Here is a 21,274-nt window from a genome sequence, read left to right as displayed (position 1 = left end):
GATGTTTTCTTAGAATCTTCCTCTTCCTCCACCCATTCCATTTCCTCTTCCTTGGAAACGCTCTTTCAATTCGTCAGTTTTTTCTTTGATGATTTTGTTATACTCTTCTCTTTCAACTTTATCACCTTTATTTGGTTTTTGTATCTCAATTTTTTGTTCAGGATTTAACACAATTTCTGTACATAACATGGTTGTTCTTCCAAAATTCAATTCTAAAATCAATCCTGGCAAACCCCAATATCTATCAGGTCCAGCACTTACAGGAATTTGTGGAGAATACCATGCAACTACATCAATCATTTTTGGCTCGTCTTTTTTATCATCAGTTTGATTGTTGTTTCTTCTTCCAAAAATGCTTCCAAAATCTATAGTTTTATCTTCTATAGTCATGGTTGCTTTATAAACTGTGTAATTACCAATTTGTTTGGTTTCTGAAGTCAATTGCCATTGTGGTTGCTCCATTTTTTCAACGATTAAAAAACGTTTGCTAAATTGCTCAACATCTTCAATCATTTCCTTGTCTTTTAGGCTTTTATAAATAGAGCCTTGTCCATTGCTTCTTCCCCACATTGGACCATTGGTTCCTGGAGTTTCTAATTTTACATCTTCTTTAAAAGAACTTTCTGTTTTTGTGAACGTAAGTGTATAGGTTTTCTCAAGAAAACTTTTCATACGATTCATCATTTGTTGTTTTTGTACCTCAGTCATTTCATTTCCAAATCTGCTCATATCCATAGTAGTTTTGGACATGTACATGGCTTTGCCTTGAAAATCTTTTTGAGCAAAAGTGGCAACAGAAAAGAACGCTAAAAAGAGAATTGTTATTGATTTCATAATTTTTGATTAATTTTTTGTCAAAAGTATTTTAAATACCCTCAAATAAGACTTAAAAAAAACTTAAAAGTTTAATGAGAACAAAAAATAATTAAACAAAAATAATATGACTATCCTCCTATTTTAATTTCTATGCCTTTTCCATCTCTGCTTTGAAAACGCTCCATCAACTCTTTATTCTTTTCATCTTGGATTTTATCATACTCAGCTTGAGAAACTATTTTACCTTTATCAGGTTCAGAAATCGTGATTTTTTCTGAGGGATTTAGCACAATTTCCGTGCAAACAATGGTAGTTTTTCCGTCATTAATCTCTAAAATCAATCCAGGCAAACCATGATAAAAAGTGGGTCCATTACTTATCGGAATTTGAGGTGTGTACCAAGCTGTTGTAATTATGGTTTCTGTTTTTTTGGTTTGTTTAGTTTCTCCATTCTCAACAGTCATCATCCTATTTTCTACTTCTTTAGTAAAAGTTGCTTTGTAACAGGTGTAGTTTCCAATATTTTTTGTTTCTGATGTTAATTGCCATTCATAATTTGGTATGGAATCTTTGATCAAAAATGTTTTTCCCATGATGTCAGTTTTGCTAACAAATCGTTTTTCCTTCAAATTTTTGAAATACAAACTTCCTGAACCTCCACCACCAAAAACCGATATCACTTGCATTCCTCCAAGATTTGCTTGTGGATTTGGCGCGTTCAATTTTTCTTCCTCTTTATAACTAGAAGTTGTTTTATCAAATTCTAAAATGAATGTTTTTTGATTCATTTTTTGAAATCGCTCTTCCAATTCTTGTTTTTGAGCTTCAGACATGTTAGAATCCCCTCCTATTTTAAAACCCGTTTTTCTGTTGGTTTTATAAACAGCTTTTCCTGTAAAATCTTGTGCAACTGAGTTGATTACAAAACCCAAAATGGCAATTGCGATGATATGTGGTTTCATTATTACTTGTTTTTATTGTTAAAATTAATAACTAATTGTTTCATTTTCAATACTTTTTCTTTTAATTGTGTCACTAAACTGTCAATTTTTTGAGATTCACCACCCAAAGTAATACTAAAACTTCCTTTGTAGTTCTCTTTTTTGATATCTTTTACAGTCACTTTCAATGAAATTTTGCTTTCAGGTTTGTTTTTTTTGAAAATATCGCTCATTTCTTGCCAATCAATAGTGTCAATTTCTTCTAAAGTATCCACTGAAATTTCAATAGATTCAAAATTCACTTCCGAAATAACTTTTTTTTCTTGAGTAAAAACAATGTTTGCAAAAAGCAAAAATGAAAGGATTAGTATTTTTTTCATAATGTTGGTTTTTAAATTCTTGACAAATATCTTTCAAAAAAATATTCTACAGCGTTAATGAGTGTTAACGTGTGTTAACGGTTCATTTTTATCAAGTTAACTAACTATCTTTGAGGCATGAATACAAAAAAATACCAATTGATTTTTTACTTTATTGCGGCTACCATTGTGGCCACAATTTCAGTTCAATTCTTCTGGAATTACAAGAATTACGAAGAAAATAAAGTGCGTGTTGACAATGAAATTCAGCTGAGTTTAGACAATGCCATTGAAGAATATTATGCAAAATTGGCAAAAACGGATTACACAACGATTCTCAATTTGAACAATTCTTCAAAAGATGCTTCTTCAAGAAGTTTCCCAAAATTGGATACACTTCTGAAACATTCTACTACTTTTAAAAAATTCAAAGAAGGGATAAAAAAAGATACAGTAAAAATTAAAACAAGATTTGAAGTAACTGAAATTTCTTTTAAAAGTAATGATGGATCTTTTGAAAAAGAAAAAGACACCATTGTAAAATATTTAAAAGAAATTAACAATCCAATAAATGATATTTCTCCTGAACAAATCAAGGAAATTAAAATTGGAAAAGAGAATGACTTGCAAATTTTCACTGGCAAAAAAGTGGCTGATAGTTTGAAACTAATCAAAAGTTTGCAACCTATTTTTATTTCTTTTTCAACCAATGAAATTGACTACAAACAGTTGGATTCTTTGGTTAAAAATCAATTGAATCAAAAAAATATTCCTATTGAATTTTCTTTCAATCACTATAAAAAAGACACCATTTTCTTCACCTCAAAAGACAGTATTTTAACCAATAATTTTGAAAAAAGTGTGTTTTCAAAATCAACTTTTCTGAAAGATAATGAACGTTTTGAATTGAGTTATAACAACATCAATTTTGAAGCCCTAAAACGCAGTTCTTCAGGTATTTTATTATCATTTATTTTATCACTTTTAATCATTTCTTGTTTGTTTTATTTACTGAAAATCATCAAACAACAAAAAGAATTGGCAACCATCAAAAATGATTTGATTAGCAATATTACCCACGAATTTAAAACACCTATTGCCACCATTTCAACGGCTATTGAAGCTATTGAAAATTTCAATGTGTTGGATGACAAAGTGAAAACCAAAAAATATTTGGGAATATCTTCTGTGCAATTGGAAAAATTGCATCAAATGGTTGAAAAATTATTGGAAACTGCCACATTAGATAGTGAACAATTATTGCTGAAAAAAGAAAAAATTGACAGTATCCATTTGATTCAAAAAATCGTTGCCAAACATCAATTATTATGCAATTCTAAATCCATCAATTTTCAATCAAATTCGGATACAATTTTTATAAATGCAGATGCTTTTCACTTGGAAAATGTGATTTCAAATTTGATTGATAATGCTGTAAAATATGGTGGAAATTCGATTGAAATTAATATAAATTCTAATGAAAAACAGACTGAAATTAGCGTTTCTGATGATGGAAATGGGATTGAAAAAAATCAGCAAGAACGAATTTTTGAGCAATTTTATAGAGTTCCAAAAGGAAATACACATGATGTAAAAGGCTTTGGAATTGGGTTGTATTATTGTAAAAAAATCATTGAAAAACACCAAGGAACAATTGCAGTAAATTCTACCAAAAATCAAACAATTTTTAAAATTCAACTTCTAAATGAATAAGATAAAAATTTTATTAGCTGAAGACGAAGCAAGTTTGGGAATGATTGTAAAAGAGAGTTTAGAATCCAGAGATTTTCAAGTGTTCTTAGCAGAAAATGGAGTTCAAGCATTGGAAATGTATCAAAATGAAAAACCTGATATTTTAGTGTTGGATGTGATGATGCCCAAAAAAGACGGATTTACGTTGGCGAAAGAAATTCGTCAAGAAAACAAACGAATTCCGATTTTATTTTTGACCGCAAAATCTCAAACAAATGATGTTTTAGAAGGTTTTCAAATTGGAGGAAATGACTATTTGAAAAAACCATTTTCGATGGAAGAATTGATTGTTCGTATCAAATCGTTGCTAAACAGAATCGAATTTCAAACGAATTTAGAGGCTATTGACATTGGGAAATATCAATTTAATTTTACCAAACAAACATTATCCATCAACGAAAAAACGTTTCAATTGACATCAAGAGAGGCTGAATTGCTTTTTCAATTGGCAGAAAAGAAAAATGAGTTGTTGGATAGGACATTTATCCTTAATAAATTGTGGGGAAATGACGATTTTTTCAATGCCAGAAGTATGGATGTTTTTATTAGTAAACTCAGAAAAAAACTGCAATATGACCCAAATATTCAAATCATTAATGTGCGTGGTTTTGGATACAAATTAATTTATTAATCACAATACTATCTTTTTTTACTACATTAGCGACTCGAAATAATTTCATAGAAAAGTAATTATGCACATTGCCATTGCAGGAAATATCGGTGCTGGAAAAACCACACTTACCCAACTTTTAGCCAAACATTATAAATGGAAACCACATTTTGAATCTGTTGATGAAAATCCGTATTTAGACGATTTTTACGGAGAAATGGAACGTTGGTCTTTCAATTTGCAAGTTTATTTTTTAAACAGTCGTTTTCGTCAAATTTTAGAATTGAGAGAAACTGGGAAAAACATCATTCAAGACAGAACCATTTATGAAGATGCACACATTTTTGCACCCAATTTGCATGCAATGGGATTGATGACCAATAGAGATTTTCACAATTACAGTTCCTTATTTGATTTGATGGAAAATTTAATTACACCTCCAGATTTATTGATTTATTTAAGAGCCAATATTTCAACATTGGTTGGTCAAATTCACAAACGAGGCAGAGAATATGAAAACAGCATCAGTATTGATTATTTAAGCAGATTAAATGAACGTTATGAAGCGTGGATTTCAACGTATACCAAAGGAAAATTGCTGATTATTGATGTTGACAATCTTGATTTTGTAAGCAATCAAGAAGATTTGGGATATGTAATTGACAGAATTGATGCTCAAATTAATGGATTATTTTAGAAAATAATCATCCCTCAAAAAAACTTTTTAAAAATATTTTTTACTTTTTTGTAACAAAATGTTGTTTTGATACGTATAAAGATTTGTAGTAAAAATTTTTACGAATTTAAAAATCTATAAAATCATTAGATGAGACAGCTTAAAATTACAAAACAGGTTACCAACAGAGAAACTGCGTCATTAGATAAGTACTTACAAGAAATTGGAAAAGTAGATTTAATCACTGCAGATGAAGAAGTAGAATTAGCGCAGCTAATCAAAGCAGGTGACCAAAGAGCCTTAGAAAAATTGACCAAAGCGAATTTACGTTTTGTGGTTTCTGTGGCAAAGCAATACCAAAATCAAGGATTAACGTTACCCGATTTAATCAACGAAGGAAACTTAGGATTGATAAAAGCAGCAAAACGTTTTGACGAAACAAGAGGTTTCAAATTCATTTCATACGCAGTTTGGTGGATTCGTCAATCTATTTTACAAGCCTTAGCAGAACAATCAAGAATTGTGCGATTGCCATTGAATAAAATTGGTTCAATAAACAAAATCAATAAAATGTATGCGTTTTTGGAGCAAGAAAATGAGCGACCACCAAGTGCTGAGGAAATTGCTAAAAAACTAGACATGACTGTAAATGACGTGAAAGAATCTATGAAAAATTCTGGACGTCACGTATCTATGGATGCTCCATTAATTGAAGGTGAAGATTCTAATTTATACGACGTTTTAAACTCTGGAGAATCACCAAATCCTGATAAAGAATTGATTCATGAATCTTTAAGAATCGAAATCAACAGAGCATTAGAAACCTTAACTCCAAGAGAAGCAGATGTTGTAAAATTGTATTTTGGTTTGGGCGAACACCAACCAATGACTTTGGAAGAAATTGGAGAAACCTTCGATTTAACTCGTGAACGTGTGCGTCAAATCAAAGAAAAAGCAATTAGACGATTGAAACATACTTCAAGAAGTAAAATATTGATGACGTATTTGGGATAAAATACAAATAACTCATTTTTAAATAGTTACTACGAAACCTTGGTAAATAACCAAGGTTTTTTTATGGATTTAACTTTTAAGATACCGTAATTTAAAGTAAGACAACATAACAAACTCATTCTTTAACACTAAATAAATATTTATATAAACTTCCATTTACGTTTGAAACAAAAAATACTCCTAAAATTGCAGTCAAAAAACAAATCAAACTTATGAGGAATTTATTATTAGTATTATCAATGCTATTTTCACTGTTCAGTTACTCACAAGGTAAAGGAGTTATCTCAGGAAAAGTAACAGAAAGTGAAAGCAACTTTTCGATGCCTGGTGCAACCATAAAATTATCTGGCACCAATAAATACACAACTTCAGACATCAATGGTGATTTTGAATTTTTAGATGTTGTTGTGGGAACGTACCAATTGGAAATTACATATATTGGGTATCAAAAATTTTCAAAAGAGGTTACTGTAATTGCAGGAAAAAACACAAATGTTTCTCTTGTATTGTTACCTGGTACTGAAGAATTAGGAGAAATTATTATTTTGGGAGATCGTTTAAGAGGTCAAGCAAAAGCAATTAACAAACAAAAAACAAATCAAAACATTACCAATATTATTTCATCAGATCAAGTTGGTCGTTTTCCGGATGCAAATATTGGAGATGCTTTAAAAAGAGTTACTGGAATCACCATGCAAAACGATCAAGGTGAAGCTAGAAACATCATTATCAGAGGTTTAGCACCTACATTAAACTCAGTAATGTTAAATGGAAATCGAATTCCGTCAGCAGAAGGTGATAACAGAAATGTGCAAATGGATTTAATTCCTGCTGACATGATTTCAACTATTGAAGTAAATAAAACACTTACTTCAGATATGGATGCTGATGCTATTGGAGGTTCTGTAAATTTAGTAACAAGAGCAACACCTAATAAACAACGTATTTCTGGAACTTTAGCTGGAGGTTATAGCCCAATTAGAGATCAAGGAAATTATACAGCAGGTTTTGTATATGGAGATCGTTTTTTTGATAACAAATTAGGAGTAGTGTTAAGCTCATCATACAATAACAATACATTTGGTTCTGATAATATTGAGGCTGCTTGGGTAAAAGGCAGAAAAGACCAAGTATATATTGAAGAATATGATATCAGAAGATATGACGTGCAACGTATTAGAAACTCTTTCTCTTTTGCTACTGATTACTCTTTTAACAATAACAATTCTATCTATTTCAATGCAATTTATAATTTTAGAGATGATTTAGAAAATCGTTATCGTGCAAGATATAGAGGAATAAGACCTGTTTACGATGCAAATGATGATATTACAGGTTTTACTGGTGATGTTCGTAGACAAACAAAAGGTGGAATTGATGACAAAAAAAATGAAAGAACTCGTTTAGAAAGGCAAACTGTTCAGAATTATTCTCTAGGAGGAGAACATTTATTGAGTTCAAAACTAGATATGGATTGGTCATTCAATTTTGCAAAAGCTGCAGAAGACAGACCTAATGAAAGATATATTGAGTTTCAAAATAGAGGACTTAATTTGAATATGAACTTAAATGACGAAAGATTTCCTTTAATTACTGGTACTGGAGATAACTCAATAAACAATTTTAGATTAAGAGAAATTACTGATAATTTTGATTATACAGATGAAACAGAATTAGGATTTAAATTGAATTTTAGAACTCCACTTTCATTCATTGAAAATCAAAAAGGAAGATTGCGTTTTGGTTTCAGAATGAGAATTAAAGACAAACAAAGAGAAAATATATTTTACGAATATGATCCTATTAACGCTTTTGGAAATTTAAATACAATTGATAATTCATTTTTTGGTGGTGAAAATTGGCAAGTGGGTTCTCAATATATAGCTGGAAATTTCGCAACAAATACATTTTTAGGGAATTTAGATTTGAACAATGCAACACTATTTGACAAAGCTGCTAACCCTGCAGAGTATCTTGCCCTAAATTATAAAGCAAGTGAAAATATTTATGGTTCCTACATAAGATGGGATCAAGATTTTAATGACAAATTTTCTATGATTGCTGGTTTGCGTGTGGAAGCTACTGATATTGATTATACAGCAAACTATGTTTTAGATGAAAATGATTTGATTGGAGAAATCAATAATACCAATGATTACGTTAATCTTTTACCAAGTCTTTCATTCAAATATAATGGCGCAAAAGATTGGGTGTATAGAGCCGCTTTTACAACCTCATTGGCTAGACCAGATTACTATGCTTTGGCGCCTTTTATCAGTGTTGTTCCTGATGATGACTCAGAAATTGCTGCTGGAAATCCAAATTTAGATGCAACTTTCGCTTACAATTTTGATTTCATGGTAGAGAAATACTATAAATCTGTAGGATTACTTTCAGGTGGTGTTTTTTATAAAAAATTAAATGATTTTATTTACACATATCGTGATAATCAATATACGAATGCAAAATTTGCTGCAGATTTTCCAAATCAAACAAATCCAATTCCAACCGTAAATCCTGGAAATTGGTCCTTGACACAACAACGAAATGGAGAAAGTGTAGATGTTTATGGATTTGAAGTAGCTTTTCAAAGACAATTGGATTTTATTCCAGGTAAATTTTTCAAAGGTTTGGGTCTTTATGTAAACTATACTTATACAGATTCCAAAGCAAATGGAATTACAAATTCAAGTGGAGATTTGAGAACTGATGTTACATTGCCAGGAACTGCTCCACACATGATTAACAGTTCATTGTCATGGGAAAACAAAAAATTCTCTGCTCGTGTTTCTCTTAATTATGCAGCAGATTATTTAGACGAATTGGGTGGAGACGAATTTGAAGATCGTTTTTACGACAAACAATTATTTATTGATGCAAATGCTTCTTATAAATTGACAAGCAAATTGAGAATTTTTGCAGAAGCAAACAACTTGACAAATCAACCTTTGCGTTATTACCAAGGAATTTCATCAAGAACAATGCAGGTTGAATATTACCAAGCTCGATTTAATCTAGGTTTAAAATTCGACCTATAATCAAAAACTTTAATTTAAAAATAATAAGAAAACGGGAATCATCCCGTTTTCTTATTTAAATAAAAGAACAACAAATTATGAAAAAAGTTTTTCACTTATTAGCAATCAGTATTGTATTGATTTCTTGTAAAGATAAATTGGCACCTGTTGCAAAAAACGCACTTAAACCAAGTGTAGTTACCCAACCAACACCTCATGACACTGATGATCCTGCAATTTGGATTCATCCATCTGAAGCATCAAAAAGTTTGATTATTGGTACTGATAAAGAAACAGGAGGAGGATTGTATGCATATGATTTAGCAGGAAAAATCGTAAACAGTTTTATAAATATGGGGCGTCCAAACAACGTAGATATTGCTTACGGACTCAAAATTGGTGACCAAAAAATAGACATTGCTGTGACTACTGAAAGAGAAAAAAATCGAATTCGAATTTTTTCTTTACCTGATTTAAAACCTATTGACAATGGTGGAATTGAAGTTTTTGTTGGTGAAAAAGACAGAGATCCAATGGGAGTTGCTTTGTACACAAGACCTTCAGACAGCACTATTTTTGCGATTGTTGGCAGAAAATTTGGACCCAATGAAAACTATCTTTGGCAATATGAATTATCTGCATCAGAAAACAAAAATGTGAGTGCTAGATTGGTTCGGGAATTTGGAAAATTTAGTGGTGAAAAAGAGATTGAGGCCATTGCTGTTGACAATGAATTAGGTTTTATTTATTATTCAGACGAACAAGTTGGCATAAGAAAATACATTGCTGATCCTTCTAAAAATAACAATTCAGAATTGGCTTTTTTTGGTCAAAACGATTTCAAATCAGATCATGAAGGAATTGCGATTTATAAAAAATCATCAACAACAGGTTATATTTTAGTCTCCAATCAGCAAAAAAACACCTTCGTTGTTTACAAAAGAGAAGGCTCAAAAAATGATTCTAATTTGCATCAAAAAATTGCTGAATTCCCAACTTCAACCATTGAATGTGATGGCGCAGATGCAACATCCATAAATCTAGGAGGGAAATTCCCAAAAGGAATGTTAGTTGCAATGAGTAATGGGATGACTTTTCATTTTTATGATTGGAGAATCATTCAAAATCAAATTGATATTCAACAAAAATAAATTTTAAGAATACAAATTCTTATAAAACTTCGATCAAAAATCGAAGTTTTTTTTATGTCACATTTTTTCTTTGCGAACCTTCTTTTGATGCTTTATCTTTGTAAAACTTAAAATCAAAAAAATGAGTAATTTAGTAGCTCCTTCAATTTTAGCGGCAGATTTTGCAAATTTACAACGCGACATAGAAATGGTCAATAATAGTGAAGCTGATTGGTTTCATATTGACATTATGGATGGTGTTTTTGTACCCAATATTTCTTTTGGAATGCCAGTTTTGAAAGCAATTACCAAACATGCAGCAAAAACCATTGATGTGCATTTGATGATTGTGGATCCTGACAGATACATTCAAACTTTTGCTGATTTGGGTTCCAATATTTTAACGGTTCATTATGAGGCTTGCACGCATTTGCACAGAACTGTTCAGGCCATCAAAGCTGCTGGAATGAAAGCTGGAGTTGCCTTAAATCCGCATACACCCATTGCAGTTTTAGAAGATATTATTATTGATTTGGATTTGGTTTGTTTGATGAGCGTAAATCCTGGTTTTGGCGGACAATCATTTATTGAAAATACCTACAAAAAAGTACAGCAACTTAAAAATTTGATTGATTTTTCAAAATCATCTTGTTTGATAGAAATTGATGGTGGAGTTACTGATAAAAATGCCAATGCATTGATAGAAGTTGGTGCTAATGTGTTAGTTGCTGGAAGCTACGTTTTTAGTGCAAAAAATCCTACAGAAACCATTGCTGATTTAAAGAAAATGATCAATTAATTGTTTTCAGTTGTTGACATAGAAACCACAGGAAATGGGTATAAAGGACAGAAAATAACCGAAATTTCCATTTTTCTTTTTGATGGAAAACAAGTCATTGACGAATTTACATCACTGATAAATCCTGAGCAAAACATTCCTTCATTCATCACAAATTTGACAGGAATTGACAATGCCATGGTTCGAAATGCGCCAAAATTTTATGAAATTGCAAAAAAGGTTGCAGAAATTACGCAAGACACCATTTTTGTTGCGCACAATGTAAATTTCGATTACAATATTATTCAGGATGAATTTAAAAGCTTGGGATTTGATTTCAAACGAAAAAAATTGTGCACAGTTCGCTTGTCACGAAAAATCATTCCTGGACTTCAATCTTACAGTTTAGGAAATATTTGCAGTGCTGAAAACATCCCAATCAATGGAAGACACAGAGCAAAAGGCGATGCAGAAGCGACCACTGAATTGTTTCGCAGATTGATAGAAAGAGATGATCAATTTATCATCAATTCTTTTTTGCATGCCAAGTCAAGACAAGCCACTTTACCTCCTTTATTAGATAAAATTGTGGTAGATAATTTACCTGAAACTTTTGGTGTTTACTATTTTAAAAATGCTGCAAAAGAGGTAATTTATGTAGGAAAAGCCAATAATATCAAGCAAAGAGTCATCAGTCATTTTTACGACAAAAAGAAAAAAGAGCAAAACATGTGTTTGGAAATCGCTCATATTTCCTATACAATTACAGGAAGTGAATTGTTGGCTTTGTTGCTAGAATCCTCAGAAATTAAAAAAATATATCCCAAATACAACAGAGCACAAAGAAAAGCGGGTGAAGCTGTAGGATTGTTTGCATATGAAGACCAAAAAGGAATTATACACTTGGCTTACAATCGATTAAAATTGATTCCAACTCCAATTACAAAATATTATACAGTTTCAGAATGTAGAAATCATCTAGAATATTTGTGCAAAGAATTTGAATTGTGCCCCAAATACTGTCATTTACAAACCAATGTTTCTAGTTGTTTTCACTATCAAATCAAAGAATGTAAAGGCATTTGTTGTGATGAAGAAGCTGTTGAATCCTATAATGTAAGAGTTCATGAAGCGATAAAATCAGTTGGAATTGGTGCCGAAAATTTGGTCATTAAAGTAACAGGGAGAACTGAAAATGAAATTGGATTTGCACTGATTTTAGATGGAATTTACAAAGGTTTTGGCTTTGTAGAAAGACAACAATCAGTACTTTTAGAAAATCCAGAAGATTATCAATTTTTTGTAGAACCTCAAAAAGACAATAGAGATATTCAGCGAATTTTAGCTTCTTACATAAGAAAAGAAAGCACCAATAATAGTGAGTTTTTTACAAATAAGAGTGAATTATTTGCAAAAAACATTCAATAAAACGAATTTTGATGAAATGGAAAGTACAAATTGATACGTTTCAATGATTCATTTTCATCAACATCACCCAAAAATCAAAATCAAATCCAAAAGCAAATACACCTTATTTCTTCGGCATCAACACCAACATTCTTGGCAATTTATCGATTTCTGAAGCATCCAATTTCATTTTGATAAACTTTCCATCAACAAACATTTCAGCCTGATCTTTATAATGTTTGCTAAAAATATTCCCTGATTGTCCTGTTGGCAAAATCGACAAACTATGGTCAACATCCGAAAAATCAATCACTCTTCGTGTTGAAGGTCCTGCTGTAATTTTATAAATTCCAGTTTCATTCAAACTAAATATTTGATTGTTGATGACTTCATTTCCGCCATTCGTTTGGAAGGGTCCAACATTGAATATCTTACGCAACATCCCTCCTGCTTTTCCAATTGGATGCTCATGTTCTACGGAAATAACACGTTCCCATTTCCACGCATCTACATTGGTACCCAATTGATTTTGCAAAAATAAAAATGCCTTAGCAAATGATTGTTGAATGATTTCTTGACGAGTTTCTTTTTTGTTTTTTGTAGCAATATCATCCCACCAAACAGAATTCTCATGATTGATTTGAGTAGGTAAAACTTGGTCTTGCAATTGTGAATTCAAAAATAATTCGAATGCAGTTCCCAATTCATCTTGGTAAGTTGCAGTAATCAATTCATACAAAAATCGACTGTAAATAGTAGGTGCAACACTTTCTTTCAGATAATTTCCATCCCAATTTTCCAGCAATGAAATGGCTCTTTTTTCAGACGGAGATAAGGACCTGATGGATAGATTTTTTATCAAGTCTTTACTGATGTCAGAAACGGTTGCTGAAGTAACGTCATTCAACATTTTAGCCACATATTCCTTGGTGAAATCGTTTTTAATTTCTAATAAATTCACAATTCTTTTTGCCCTATCTTGAGGTTGATAATACCCAGGATATAATTTTCCTCTTACAGAATCTGGCTGATTATTCGCAGAATACACATAATGACTGCTTGGATTTACGGCTTGCGGATTTTCTTCAAAAGGCAAAATTTCCAAAATTTCGTCTTCTCCTGAAGCGCCATTCAAATACATTTTTGAAGACAAACCATCACGCAATTGATACAATTTTGCAGACGCAAACCACGCAATGTTATTGTCAGCATCTCCATACATCACATTCAATCCTGGAGCGTGAATTTTTTCAGCTGCTTTTTTAAATTCTGATAACGATTTTGAATGACTCATGCCATAAGCAACATCCAGGGTTTTGTTTTCCAATTGGGTATACAACCAATACATGGCAATGGGTCTTTCATCCTCAATATGCGTCACCAAACCATTCATGATTGGCCCGTGTTTGCTTACTTTTACCGTAAAAGTAGTATCTGCAGCGTCTTTAATTTTGATGGTTTTTGTTCGCAATTCATATTTTTCATATCCATTTTTTGTTTTGTATTCCAATGCATTTTTTGGATTATTTTCTTCGATATAAAAATTCAAATCGTCATTTGCTAACATGGTCAATCCGTAAGCCATTTTTTTATTATGCCCTAATAACGGAAAAGGCATCAACGCAATGTTGAATCCGTAAATTTCAAATTCAGGAGTTTTGATGTGATTTTGATACCAAACTGAAGGTTGCGAAAAACCAATATGTGGATCGTTTGCAAAAATAACCTTGCCGTTTTTTGTTTTCTCTGCGCCAATCACCCAAGAATTACTTCCAATAAAAGTAGCAACTGGCAACGTGTTCATAATACCACTGACTGCTTTTGATAAATTGGCTTTAATGGGTTGAATTTCTGTTTTATTTATCGTCAAATTCTCATTGTAGGTATTCATGAATTCATTCAAATAGGCATCACCCAATTTCTCTCTGATTTCCGTCAATAACGGATCTGTTTTATGCGCTACTGCAAAGCTAAAAGCCATGTATCCGAAAACATTGTACACATCTTTGATGGTGTATTTTTCCTTTTTAATACCTACCAGAGTAAACTCAATGGGCGTACTTCCTTCCTCAATATATTGATTGATTCCATCCAAATATTTTTGGGTCAATAGATGCGCTTCCGAATTTTTATCTAAATTGGCAATGGCTTTTTCTGCAGCTTCTTCAATTCCCAAACCACTGAAAAAAACATCTGTTGGCAACAAGTCTTTTCCGAAAATTTCCGACAATCTTCCTGGGGCAATTCTGCGAATCAACTCCATTTGCCACAAACGTTCTTGAGCATGTAAATATCCCAAAGCAACATAAGCGTCTTCTTGATTTTTGGCATTGATATGTGGCACTCCAAATTCATCAAAATGAATGGCTACTTCTTTCGAAAGATGTTGTAATTGAACTCTACCTTCATAAGTTGGTTTTAGGGAATTTGCATAAAATAAAATACCAATCACCAATAAAACCAATAAAATACCCGCTATTTTTAGAAACTTTTTTATGTTTTTCATTCGGAAAGTTTTAGAACTTGTCAAAGATAAGAGATTTATATCGTATTTTTGATGCTCTAATATGTGCTACTTAGATGAAAAAAATTCAAATGGTTGACTTACAAAGTCAATACGAAAAAATCAAAGAAACAGTTGATCATTCCATTCAAGAGGTGCTGAATACAGCAACGTATATCAATGGGCCACTTGTAAAAGAGTTTCAACAAGATTTAGAAAAATATCTGAATGTAAAACATGTCATTCCCTGCGCAAACGGAACTGATGCGTTGCAAATTGCCATGATGGGGCTAGATTTAAAACCTGGTGATGAAGTAATTACGGCCGATTTTACATTCGCAGCAACTGTGGAAGTGATTGCCTTATTGCAATTGACACCTGTTTTGGTTGATGTGGATGCTAAAACATTCAATATTGATATTGAGGCCATCAAAAAAGCCATCACTCCAAAAACAAAAGCAATTGTTCCTGTGCATTTATTTGGACAAGTTGCCAATATGGAAGCGATCTTAGAAATTGCCAAGGAACACCATTTATACATCATCGAAGACAATGCACAAGCGATTGGTGCTGATTACACGTTCAAAGACGGAAGCAAACAAAAAGCGGGTACCATTGGAATTGTTGGGACAACTTCTTTCTTTCCTTCCAAAAACTTGGGTTGTTATGGTGATGGAGGAGCTATTTTTACGAATGATGATGCCTTGGCGCACAAATTACGTGGCATTGTAAATCACGGAATGTACGAGCGTTATTATCATGATGTAGTGGGTGTAAACTCAAGATTAGACTCCATTCAAGCAGGTGTTTTAAAAGCCAAATTGCCTCATTTAGATGCCTATTGCAATGCTCGTAGAAATGCTGCACGTTTTTACAATCAGGCTTTCAAAAATCATCCTGCAATTATTACACCTACAAATCAATCCAATACTACCAAAAATTGTGGCGAAATTTGTGCGTTTTGTGATTGCCATGTATATCATCAATATACCTTGCAAATTACCAATGGAAAACGAGATGCATTGCACAAACACTTGCTAGAAAAAGGAATTCCAAATGCTATTTATTATCCTGTGGCTTTGCATGCACAAAAAGCATATCAGGATTCAAGATACAATGAAGCGGATTTTCCAGTCACCAATGAATTGATAAAAACAGTCATTTCATTGCCTATGCATACAGAATTAGATGAGGAACAATTGACTTTTATCACACAAACAATTATCCATTTTTTAAACGAATAAACAATCAACAACCATAACATGAAAACAATTTTAGTAACAGGAGGTCTTGGTTTTATAGGCTCTCACACAGTGGTAGAACTTCAAAATGAAGGCTTTGAAGTTGTAATTATCGATGATTTATCAAACACAACTATTGATGTTTTAGAGAATATCACTGCCATCACAGGAAAAAAACCTACTTTTTATCAAATGGATACTCGTAAAAAAGAGGATTTAAAAGCGCTTTTTGACAAACATTCAGTGGACGGGATTATTCATTTTGCAGCTTACAAAGCTGTAGGAGAAAGTATGGGAAAACCCTTAGAATATTATGAAAACAACTTAAGTTCGTTGATTTATTTATTGCAAGAAATGAGAGATCGTAACTTAGACAACTTTATTTTCTCTTCTTCATGCACAGTGTATGGTCAGGCTGACGAATTGCCAATTACGGAAGAAGCGCCTGTAAAAGCAGCGGAATCTGTCTATGGAAATACCAAGCAAATTGGCGAAGAAATCATCAGAGATGCTAGCAACGCTCACAAAATCAATTCAATCGCTTTGCGTTATTTCAATCCAATAGGAGCGCATCCAACTATCAAAATTGGAGAATTGCCATTGGGAGTGCCACAAAATTTAATTCCATTCATTACGCAAACAGCTGCAGGAATCCGCAAAGAATTATCCGTTTTTGGCGATGATTATCCTACTTCTGACGGAACAGCAGTAAGAGATTACATTCACGTAGTTGACTTGGCAAAAGCACACATTGCAGCGTTAAAACGTTTGATGGAAAAAAGAAACAAAACCACTTTTGAATATTTCAACATTGGTACTGGAAAAGGAAGTTCTGTATTGGAAGTAATCAATGCCTTCGAAAAAGTAAACAACCTAAAACTAAACTATAAAATCGTTGCAAGACGTGAAGGAGATGTCACAGCAGCCTATGCAGACACCACCATCGCTAATAAAGAACTGAACTGGAAAACAGAAATCAGCCTTGAAGAAGCCTTAGCCTCTGCTTGGCAATGGCAATTGAAACAGGGTTAATTCTCTCCTTTAAATTCCTCCCGACTTATTCGGGAGGTGCCCAAAGGGCGGGAAAATTAATTCTCATTCTTGAAAGTATGTTTTATTTCTATTTTTAAAAATATTTTTCTTTCTTTTTATCAATTCTTTTGTGAATTATTCTTGATGAGTATATAAAAATAGATTTTAGAATTTCATTATATACCTACTTTTTCTACTTTAGGAAAGTATTTTGATCAATATACTAATCTTCAAGGTTTTCAATTTAATAATAATTTGGATTTGTTAACTTAAAATTGAAAATCTGATATTCAAAAATTTCTATCACATATTTAAAAATGCCCCAAAAAGCAATTGACTTTTTGGGGCATTTTTATTTTTTAAAACAGTAATTTTGATGGGTAATCCTATCAATTTACTGAATAAATATTGGCTCTATTATCTTCAATATCTGAAGCTTTTTTAATTGCTTCATACATTTTATAGGTTGAGTTTTTTCTTGTATCAACAATTCTTTTTCTATTGATTTCGTAATTTGGCAATGCTGTAGGGTTTTCTTTTTTCGTTACTTTAAAAGCATATACTCCTCTATCACCAACAATTGCATTGTAAATTTTGTTTTCCTTAGCATGATACATTGCACCAACAATTTTAGGTTCTACTCCAACTCCAGAAAGTGTAGGACTTTTTAGAGTAACGCTTTCAGCAGTTCTTACATTTGTATTGTTCTTTTTAGCAATATCTTGTAAACTAGAACCATTTAGTTTTTCAACTAACATTGCTGCTTTTTTCTCGTTTACTAAAATAGGTCTTACTGTATTAATTGCTTTGTCTGCAGACATCAATCCTTTTTCTTGAGTAGCTGTCAAGGTAACAACAACGTGTTTTCCTTCTAAATCAAAACGTTTGAAATCACCAATTTTTGTCTCTTTATTGAAAGCCCAACTTACAATTTGTCTTTGCATTCCCAATCCTGGAACATTTTCATCCAAAGCTTTTATTCCAACAGCAGGTTTTGCTGTGTATTTTTTTTGCTTGGCAACATCATCAAACTTTTTGTTGTTTGATAATGCCAACGAAAATTCTTCTGCACTTCTAAAAACACTATTCTCTGTAGCTTCAGAAGGAACAATTTTTCTACTTAAAGTTGCTAATTTTACAACATTTTGATTGTTTCTTTGTTCGTCAATTTTTATAATATGAAATCCAAAAGGAGTTTTAACGACACCCATTTCTCCTGTTTTTCCTTTAAAAGTAAAATCTCTAAACTCAGGAGTCATTGTGTTATATGTAAACCAATCTAAATCTCCACCTTTATCAGCATTTGATTTGTCAGATGAAAATTCTTTCGCTAAACTTTCAAACTTCGCTTTTGTAGTTTTTACAACAGTTAAAATACTGTCAGCTAATTTTTTAGCATCGTCTTCAGTTCTTGTGATTTCTGGTGTAGCTCTTTGCGAACCTACAAAAGGAATCAAAATGTGACTTGCTTTTACAGAATCTGGCATTTGTGCTATTTCAGTAATTTTTGAAATCTTTAAAAATCCATTGTCTTTATACGGTCCAAAAACATCTCCTTTTGCTCCTGAAAAAATACTTCCAGAAACTTCAGCATTTACTTGATTTTTGAATTGAAAAGCATCATTTAAACTAGTGTCTGATTCATTTTCTGATAAGAAAATAGCATCGTTTGTTGATAATTTAAAGTCTTCAATCAAAGAAGCAACATCCGATTTCAACTCATTTTCATCTTCTAACGTTGGTAAAATATCAAAAGATACATAAGAAATATCTACAGAAGCATCTACTTTAAAATCAGCTTCATGATCTTTTATATAAGCTTCAATTTCTGATTTTTTTATTTTTACAACATCATCTGAAATTGAAGTAAAAGGAACATACACATATTCTGCATTCAACTTTTTATTTTCATAAATGTATTCATTTTCACCTTCTTTCAAAGAAGCTCCCAAACCTGCAGTTATCAAATTATTATAGGTAGTTGTTGCTAGATTTTCTTTGACTTGATTCATATAATTAGACCATTGAGCCCACAAATCCTTGTTGTTTTCTTTAGTATCTGCTAAAAATTGTTTGAACTTTTGTTCGTCAAACAAACCTGCTTCATTCTGATACTCAGGACTACTTTGCACAAAAGGTGCACTAATTATTTCGTTCCAAACATCAGCTTCACCAATCGTAATTCCTGCTTCTGCAAGTTGATTTTGGTAGATTTTTTTTCTGATGATATTTTCCCAAACAGCATTCACTGCTTGCATTTCAGGAACATTTGCACCTACTTGTTGTTTGTATTGTTCTACTTCTTGGATAAATTCTTGAGTTGTGATAGATTCTCCATTAATTTCTCCAACTTCATTCATTTTACTTGAGTTGAAAAAATCGCCTAAAGTAGATGGATCCAATACAAATGCAAAAAGTGCTAATCCAATAATAATGATTAAGAACATTGAACGTTCTCTAATTTTTGATAAAACTGCCATGCGTCATTGATTTAATTTCAGGTGGCGAATATACGATTTTTGAGTTGAATATTGCAACCGATTTTTGATATAATATAAGGTAATGAATTGCTTGTTTTTGAATGAATTGTAAACACAATTTTAATCAACTTCTAAAATTCTCAAATACACTTCTTCAATTTTTGCACCACTCATTTTAAGTACAGTAATTTCAAAACCTTTGATAAGAATTTTGTCATTTTCACTAGGGATATTTTCTGTATGTTCTATGATAAAACCACCCAATGTTTCATAAGCTTCTGATTTGGGAATTTCTAAATCATATTCTTCATTCAAATAATCTACTTCAATTCGAGCAGAGAATTTGAATTCAGTTTCACTTATTTTTTCTTCTATATATTCTTGAACATCATGTTCATCTTCAATTTCTCCAAAAAGTTCTTCCACTATATCCTCAACAGTAATCATTCCTGATGTTCCTCCATATTCATCAACAACCACTGCAACACTTTTTCGTTTTTTTATTAATGTATTCAAAATATCATTAATCATCATAGATTCAGGAACAATTTCAAGTGGTAAAATGACAGATTTAATAGTTTTTGGTTTTTTAAAAAGTTCAAATGCATTCACATAACCAACAATATCATCCATAGAATTTTGATAAATCAGGATTTTAGACAAGCCCGTTTCAATAAATAAATTTTTCAAATTCACAACTTTGTCATGCATTTCCAAAGCAACAATTTCTGTTCTTGGAACCATCACTTCACGAGCTTTTACATTCTGAAAAATCAAAGCATTTTGAAAAATCTGGATTTCAGAATCCATAATATCATCATCATTTCCCGTTTCTAATTGTTCATTGATATAATTCCCCAATTCTTCTTTGCTAAATTCTGTTTGTTGTTCATCCGCTTTTACTTTGAAAAAAATTCGTAGAAAAAAATCAGAAATTGCAGTGATGAAAGAAGAGAAAAAATGAAATAAATAGTAAAAGAAAAAAGCAGGAATCGCAAAAATTTTTAAAGCATCATTAGCATAAATTCTAAAAATTGCTTTGGGTAAAAATTCAGCTGTAATTAGGATTATAATGGTGGAAATAACAGTTTGAACTAACAAATTGGTAAACTCATTATAATTTTCTAATGGCAATAATCTCACCAAAATTCTGCCCATATAATAACTATAAATCACCAATGAAATATTGTTTCCAACCAACATTGTAGTGATAAATTTAGATGATTTATGAGTGATTTTTTTTAGAATTTTAGGAATAAAACCTTCTCTCTTTTTTTCGAGTTCAATGTGCAATTTGTTGGCTGAAACAAATGCAATTTCCATTCCCGAAAAAAAAGCGGATAATAAAATTGAAGTAAAGATAATAATCAGTTCTATTTCCATGAGCATCAAAAATACTACTTGTTTTGACTATTTCTCTTTTCTACTTTTTTTCTGAAATGTCTTTTAAAGAAAAATACGATGGTAATTAAAATAGCAAAACCTATAAATAAATAGGATCTTGATCTATCAGAATTC

At 31.8% G+C, this 21,274-nt stretch carries 16 protein-coding genes; 10 read left to right on the top strand and 6 right to left on the bottom strand.

Annotated elements, in window-relative coordinates:
- Window positions 1-9 precede the first annotated feature (9 nt).
- From IU405_RS10510 to IU405_RS10500, 3 genes are all read right to left on the bottom strand, one after another.
- Window positions 10-834 carry a GLPGLI family protein gene (locus IU405_RS10510; protein WP_197438564.1) on the bottom strand — a complete coding sequence of 275 codons (825 nt, stop codon included), beginning with the start codon at window positions 832-834 and terminating at the stop codon, window positions 10-12.
- A 110-nt stretch (window positions 835-944) separates the two neighbouring features.
- Complete coding sequence (locus IU405_RS10505; RefSeq protein WP_197438563.1) at window positions 945-1,778, bottom strand: GLPGLI family protein; 834 nt, start codon at window positions 1,776-1,778, stop codon at window positions 945-947.
- A gap of 2 nt (window positions 1,779-1,780) precedes the next feature.
- A complete protein-coding gene (locus IU405_RS10500; protein ID WP_197438562.1) occupies window positions 1,781-2,137 on the bottom strand; it encodes a hypothetical protein in 357 nt (118 codons plus the stop codon).
- Window positions 2,138-2,254: 117 nt separating this feature from the next.
- Between IU405_RS10500 and IU405_RS10495 the strand changes: the two genes are divergently transcribed.
- The 8 genes from IU405_RS10495 to IU405_RS10460 all read left to right on the top strand — a co-directional run bounded on the left by IU405_RS10495 (window position 2,255) and on the right by IU405_RS10460 (window position 12,521).
- A complete protein-coding gene (locus tag IU405_RS10495) occupies window positions 2,255-3,829 on the top strand; it encodes a sensor histidine kinase (RefSeq protein WP_197438561.1) in 1,575 nt (524 codons plus the stop codon).
- Complete coding sequence (locus IU405_RS10490) at window positions 3,822-4,499, top strand: response regulator transcription factor (RefSeq protein WP_197438560.1); 678 nt, start codon at window positions 3,822-3,824, stop codon at window positions 4,497-4,499. The genes IU405_RS10495 and IU405_RS10490 overlap by 8 nt, the downstream gene beginning before the upstream one ends.
- Window positions 4,500-4,560: 61 nt before the next feature.
- Entirely contained in the window at window positions 4,561-5,175 is a 615-nt protein-coding gene (locus tag IU405_RS10485; protein WP_197438559.1) for a deoxynucleoside kinase, read from the top strand.
- A 129-nt stretch (window positions 5,176-5,304) separates the two neighbouring features.
- Entirely contained in the window at window positions 5,305-6,168 is an 864-nt protein-coding gene (locus IU405_RS10480) for an RNA polymerase sigma factor RpoD/SigA (protein WP_197438558.1), read from the top strand.
- 212 nt (window positions 6,169-6,380) lie between these two features.
- A complete protein-coding gene (locus tag IU405_RS10475; RefSeq protein WP_197438557.1) occupies window positions 6,381-9,206 on the top strand; it encodes a TonB-dependent receptor in 2,826 nt (941 codons plus the stop codon).
- 77 nt (window positions 9,207-9,283) lie between these two features.
- Window positions 9,284-10,336 (top strand): phytase, encoded by a 1,053-nt coding sequence (locus IU405_RS10470; RefSeq protein ID WP_197438556.1) that lies wholly within the window; start codon window positions 9,284-9,286, stop codon window positions 10,334-10,336.
- Window positions 10,337-10,457: 121 nt separating this feature from the next.
- Window positions 10,458-11,114, top strand: coding sequence for a ribulose-phosphate 3-epimerase (gene rpe, locus IU405_RS10465; protein ID WP_197438555.1), 657 nt, complete (start codon window positions 10,458-10,460; stop codon window positions 11,112-11,114).
- On the top strand, window positions 11,115-12,521 hold the full coding sequence (locus IU405_RS10460; protein WP_197438554.1) for an exonuclease domain-containing protein: 1,407 nt from the start codon (window positions 11,115-11,117) through the stop codon (window positions 12,519-12,521).
- Between the two features lie 103 nt (window positions 12,522-12,624).
- Here the strand turns inward: IU405_RS10460 and IU405_RS10455 are convergent, their stop codons facing one another.
- Entirely contained in the window at window positions 12,625-15,006 is a 2,382-nt protein-coding gene (locus IU405_RS10455; protein WP_197438553.1) for a penicillin acylase family protein, read from the bottom strand.
- Between the two features lie 74 nt (window positions 15,007-15,080).
- Between IU405_RS10455 and IU405_RS10450 the strand changes: the two genes are divergently transcribed.
- Window positions 15,081-16,247, top strand: coding sequence for a DegT/DnrJ/EryC1/StrS family aminotransferase (locus IU405_RS10450; protein WP_197438552.1), 1,167 nt, complete (start codon window positions 15,081-15,083; stop codon window positions 16,245-16,247).
- Between the two features lie 18 nt (window positions 16,248-16,265).
- A complete protein-coding gene (gene galE, locus IU405_RS10445; protein ID WP_197438551.1) occupies window positions 16,266-17,276 on the top strand; it encodes a UDP-glucose 4-epimerase GalE in 1,011 nt (336 codons plus the stop codon).
- 389 nt (window positions 17,277-17,665) lie between these two features.
- Here galE and IU405_RS10440 read toward each other — a convergent pair whose 3' ends face one another.
- Both IU405_RS10440 and IU405_RS10435 read right to left on the bottom strand, forming a co-directional pair.
- Complete coding sequence (locus IU405_RS10440) at window positions 17,666-19,756, bottom strand: peptidylprolyl isomerase (RefSeq protein ID WP_197438550.1); 2,091 nt, start codon at window positions 19,754-19,756, stop codon at window positions 17,666-17,668.
- A gap of 120 nt (window positions 19,757-19,876) precedes the next feature.
- Window positions 19,877-21,139, bottom strand: a complete 1,263-nt coding sequence (locus tag IU405_RS10435; protein ID WP_197438700.1) for a hemolysin family protein — start codon at window positions 21,137-21,139, stop codon at window positions 19,877-19,879.
- Window positions 21,140-21,274: the final 135 nt, after the last annotated feature.

The sequence above is a fragment of the Polaribacter sp. BAL334 genome, assembly GCF_015767435.1.
Classification (GTDB): domain Bacteria; phylum Bacteroidota; class Bacteroidia; order Flavobacteriales; family Flavobacteriaceae; genus Polaribacter.
This window is presented reverse-complemented; position numbering and strand designations above follow the sequence as displayed.

What these genes read in the sequence shown, in the direction of transcription:
- IU405_RS10510 (WP_197438564.1), bottom strand. Translation starts at nt 834, where the DNA reads ATGAAATCAATAACAATTCTCTTTTTAGCGTTCTTTTCTGTTGCCACT.
- IU405_RS10505 (WP_197438563.1), bottom strand. Translation starts at nt 1,778, where the DNA reads ATGAAACCACATATCATCGCAATTGCCATTTTGGGTTTTGTAATCAAC.
- IU405_RS10500 (WP_197438562.1), bottom strand. Translation starts at nt 2,137, where the DNA reads ATGAAAAAAATACTAATCCTTTCATTTTTGCTTTTTGCAAACATTGTT.
- IU405_RS10495 (WP_197438561.1), top strand. Translation starts at nt 2,255, where the DNA reads ATGAATACAAAAAAATACCAATTGATTTTTTACTTTATTGCGGCTACC.
- IU405_RS10490 (WP_197438560.1), top strand. Translation starts at nt 3,822, where the DNA reads ATGAATAAGATAAAAATTTTATTAGCTGAAGACGAAGCAAGTTTGGGA.
- IU405_RS10485 (WP_197438559.1), top strand. Translation starts at nt 4,561, where the DNA reads ATGCACATTGCCATTGCAGGAAATATCGGTGCTGGAAAAACCACACTT.
- IU405_RS10480 (WP_197438558.1), top strand. Translation starts at nt 5,305, where the DNA reads ATGAGACAGCTTAAAATTACAAAACAGGTTACCAACAGAGAAACTGCG.
- IU405_RS10475 (WP_197438557.1), top strand. Translation starts at nt 6,381, where the DNA reads ATGAGGAATTTATTATTAGTATTATCAATGCTATTTTCACTGTTCAGT.
- IU405_RS10470 (WP_197438556.1), top strand. Translation starts at nt 9,284, where the DNA reads ATGAAAAAAGTTTTTCACTTATTAGCAATCAGTATTGTATTGATTTCT.
- rpe (WP_197438555.1), top strand. Translation starts at nt 10,458, where the DNA reads ATGAGTAATTTAGTAGCTCCTTCAATTTTAGCGGCAGATTTTGCAAAT.
- IU405_RS10455 (WP_197438553.1), bottom strand. Translation starts at nt 15,006, where the DNA reads ATGAAAAACATAAAAAAGTTTCTAAAAATAGCGGGTATTTTATTGGTT.
- IU405_RS10450 (WP_197438552.1), top strand. Translation starts at nt 15,081, where the DNA reads ATGAAAAAAATTCAAATGGTTGACTTACAAAGTCAATACGAAAAAATC.
- galE (WP_197438551.1), top strand. Translation starts at nt 16,266, where the DNA reads ATGAAAACAATTTTAGTAACAGGAGGTCTTGGTTTTATAGGCTCTCAC.
- IU405_RS10440 (WP_197438550.1), bottom strand. Translation starts at nt 19,756, where the DNA reads ATGGCAGTTTTATCAAAAATTAGAGAACGTTCAATGTTCTTAATCATT.
- IU405_RS10435 (WP_197438700.1), bottom strand. Translation starts at nt 21,139, where the DNA reads ATGGAAATAGAACTGATTATTATCTTTACTTCAATTTTATTATCCGCT.